The organism is Halalkalibacter hemicellulosilyticusJCM 9152, from assembly GCF_000513115.1.
Lineage (GTDB): Bacteria > Bacillota > Bacilli > Bacillales > Bacillaceae_D > Halalkalibacter > Halalkalibacter hemicellulosilyticus.
This window is the reverse complement of the sequence record NZ_BAUU01000080.1, coordinates 1-2,576: the sequence shown is the minus strand read 5'-3', so window position 1 is coordinate 2,576 and position 2,576 is coordinate 1. Positions and strand designations below refer to the sequence as shown.

General features: G+C 39.1%; 2 protein-coding genes. Both read right to left on the bottom strand.

What is annotated here, in order from left to right:
• Positions 1-149 precede the first annotated feature (149 nt).
• Complete coding sequence (gene istB, locus JCM9152_RS20880; protein WP_035347734.1) at positions 150-908, bottom strand: IS21-like element helper ATPase IstB; 759 nt, start codon at positions 906-908, stop codon at positions 150-152.
• Positions 905-2,428, bottom strand: coding sequence for an IS21 family transposase (gene istA, locus JCM9152_RS20875; RefSeq protein WP_235715790.1), 1,524 nt, complete (start codon positions 2,426-2,428; stop codon positions 905-907). Before istA ends, istB begins: the two co-directional genes overlap by 4 nt.
• Positions 2,429-2,576: the final 148 nt, after the last annotated feature.

The window sequence follows — 2,576 nt, the reverse complement described above, 5'->3', positions numbered from 1 at the left end:
TTGTTTTTGTCAACATGAAATTGAGCCAGAGCGATCACTTCAAAAGTGAGCCACTTACTAATTGTCTACTCCCATAAATGGGACAGATTAGGTGTTTTGGTGTCTTGCCCCGGGGAGGGGCAAGACACCAAAACACGTCGCGCGTTCGATTATCCTTCGAACCTTTCTTTATTTTTCATACTCTGACGGAAACGATATGATTCTCCGTTAAGTAGGTGGATGTGTGATCGGTGCGTGAGCCGATCCAGTAAAGCTGCGGTCATTTTTTCATCACCGAAAAGGTTGGTCCATTCGGAGAATTCCAGGTTAGTTGTAATAATCACACTGGCACGTTCGTACCGACTTGAAAAGAACTGAAATAATAACTCTGCTCCAGTTTTGGAGAAAGGAACGTAGCCTAATTCATCGACAATTATCACATCAAATTTAAGCCACTTTTTTTCAAATGCTCCTAGCTTATGCTCCTCATTTGCCATTAATAATTCTTCCACTAAATCAGATGCAGTAATAAACTTAGTTTTATAGCCGTTTTGGATCATTTCTACCCCAAGTGCTATGGCCAGATGAGTCTTCCCAGTTCCACTGTTCCCTAGAAAAATAAGATTCTCATTTTTCCCTACGAATTCTCCCTTGGCTAACGTAATAAAACGATTTCGATTCAAACTTGGCATTAAGCTAAAATCATAGGTGTCTAATGTTTTCTGAACGGGGAAGGATGCTTGCTTTAGTCGTCTCTGTTTTTGATTTTCTTCTCTTGTTTGTAACTCACCTTCTAGTAATGCCAATAAGTATTCCTCATAACTTAGGTTTCTTTCTTCAGCTTCTCTTGCGAGAGAGCGGTACTGTCTACCTATCGTGGGCATCCTCAACTGTTTTACAATATGATCGAGTATAATTTCTGTATTCACTTTATCTGACCTCCAGTTAGTTGTTCATATTGAGTAACGTTTGACTTTTTAACTTTAAAGTCTAATAGACTCGTAGGCGTTTTCTCTCTAGAGAGCGTATGAGTTTTCAAATGGTTATTGGTTAGACGTTGAATAATTTCGTGTACGAGGTCGTAACGATAAACTTTTTCTTGTTCGGCCTCGTACAGTGCTTGTGTCAACTTATCCATACCAATCTCACGGTGCAGAAGCAGGAGTCGAATAAACTTGCGATCCCCTATGGCTCCCTCGTGCTCTCTCATTTTTCGATGAAAACGTCTGAACACTTCTGGAATGTCAGATGACTGAAAAGCGTGTGCATCACGTACAGCACGTGGTTTTTTTAGTAGTGCTTCAAGATAGTGATCAAGTACAGTGATCATTTGATTTCGTTCATTAGATCGAATGTGTTGAGCGATCACTTGATTTTGAGCCACAACGATTACACGATCCACAAAAATTTTTGCCCATACAGCTTGGCCTACATAGCTACAAGGGACGGAATACTGATTTGTTTCAATTGTAATCAAAGAGGTTTTATTAACCTGGCAAGAAACGAGTTTACAAGCTTCAAAACGTTGGTCGGGAAGTGGGTGAAAATACTCTTTTTCTTTTGCCCACATCTCGGCAACTGTTTCTTTTTTATAAGGAACGGTTCTTCGTTCACTTTCTTTTAAACACCACTCTAAAAGATAGTCGTTTAATTCATCCAATGATTGAACCGCAGGTTCTGGTACAAAGGCATTTCTCCTTACATATCCAACGGTCCCTTCAACACGTCCTTTTTCGTTTCCAGAACGAACATTACAAAACTCAGCCTTAAACAAATAGTGTGCTTGTAATGCTAGAAATGATTCCTGCTCTAAGCGATCTCTCCCTTTTAGGATTTTTTGAACAGCTGTTTTCAAGTTATCAAATAGTCCTTCTGTCGGAACTCCACCAAAGAATTCAAACGCATGAACAAAGCCATCTAAGAAAGCCTCTTGTTTTTCGTGAAGGTAAGCTCGCACAAATCGCACACGACTTGCCGCAAGTTGAACACAAAAGAGGTAAATTCGTTGTTTTCGACCCTGTAGAATAATATCCGCCTCTCCCCAGTCGAACTGGAATTGGTGGCCGAATTGAAAATCAAGGGGGATAAAGACCTCCTGTAGCTTTTTCTTGCGCTTTCTTACTAATTTTCTTGTATTGGATTCAGACCCTTTAAAGTCATATTCTTCTACTAATCTTTTATAGATGTTAGCAGCGGTATGTCTCTGTTTACCCCAGCGTTTTAGATCATCTTCAAGCCATTGATCAATGATTGGTAATACTCGTTTTGTTTCATCAGAATACTCTTTTGATCCACTATAGATTTTTTGCCTTTGTATTGTAGTCGGCGGTTCTTGTTGCTTGAAATACTTGCTTACAGTATTTCTTGAAATGCCAAGTTTCTTGGCTATTTGCCTTTGTGATAACCCTTCTACGTCATGTAAGAATTTGATATCATAGAATTGAGCCATTTTGATCATCCTTTATTTCCTCTCTCTGTTGATTGGTAGTTTCGTCACTTTCAATCATAAGAGAGGTTAGTAAAATTGGAAATCAGGTGGCTCATTTTTATGTGATCATTTCTTCTAAAAGTGGCTCAATTTTAGATTATCAAATACA

Bases quoted from the DNA above. Each gene is read 5' to 3' on its own strand.
- istA (WP_235715790.1), bottom strand. From the start codon at position 2,428: ATGGCTCAATTCTATGATATCAAATTCTTACATGACGTAGAAGGGTTA.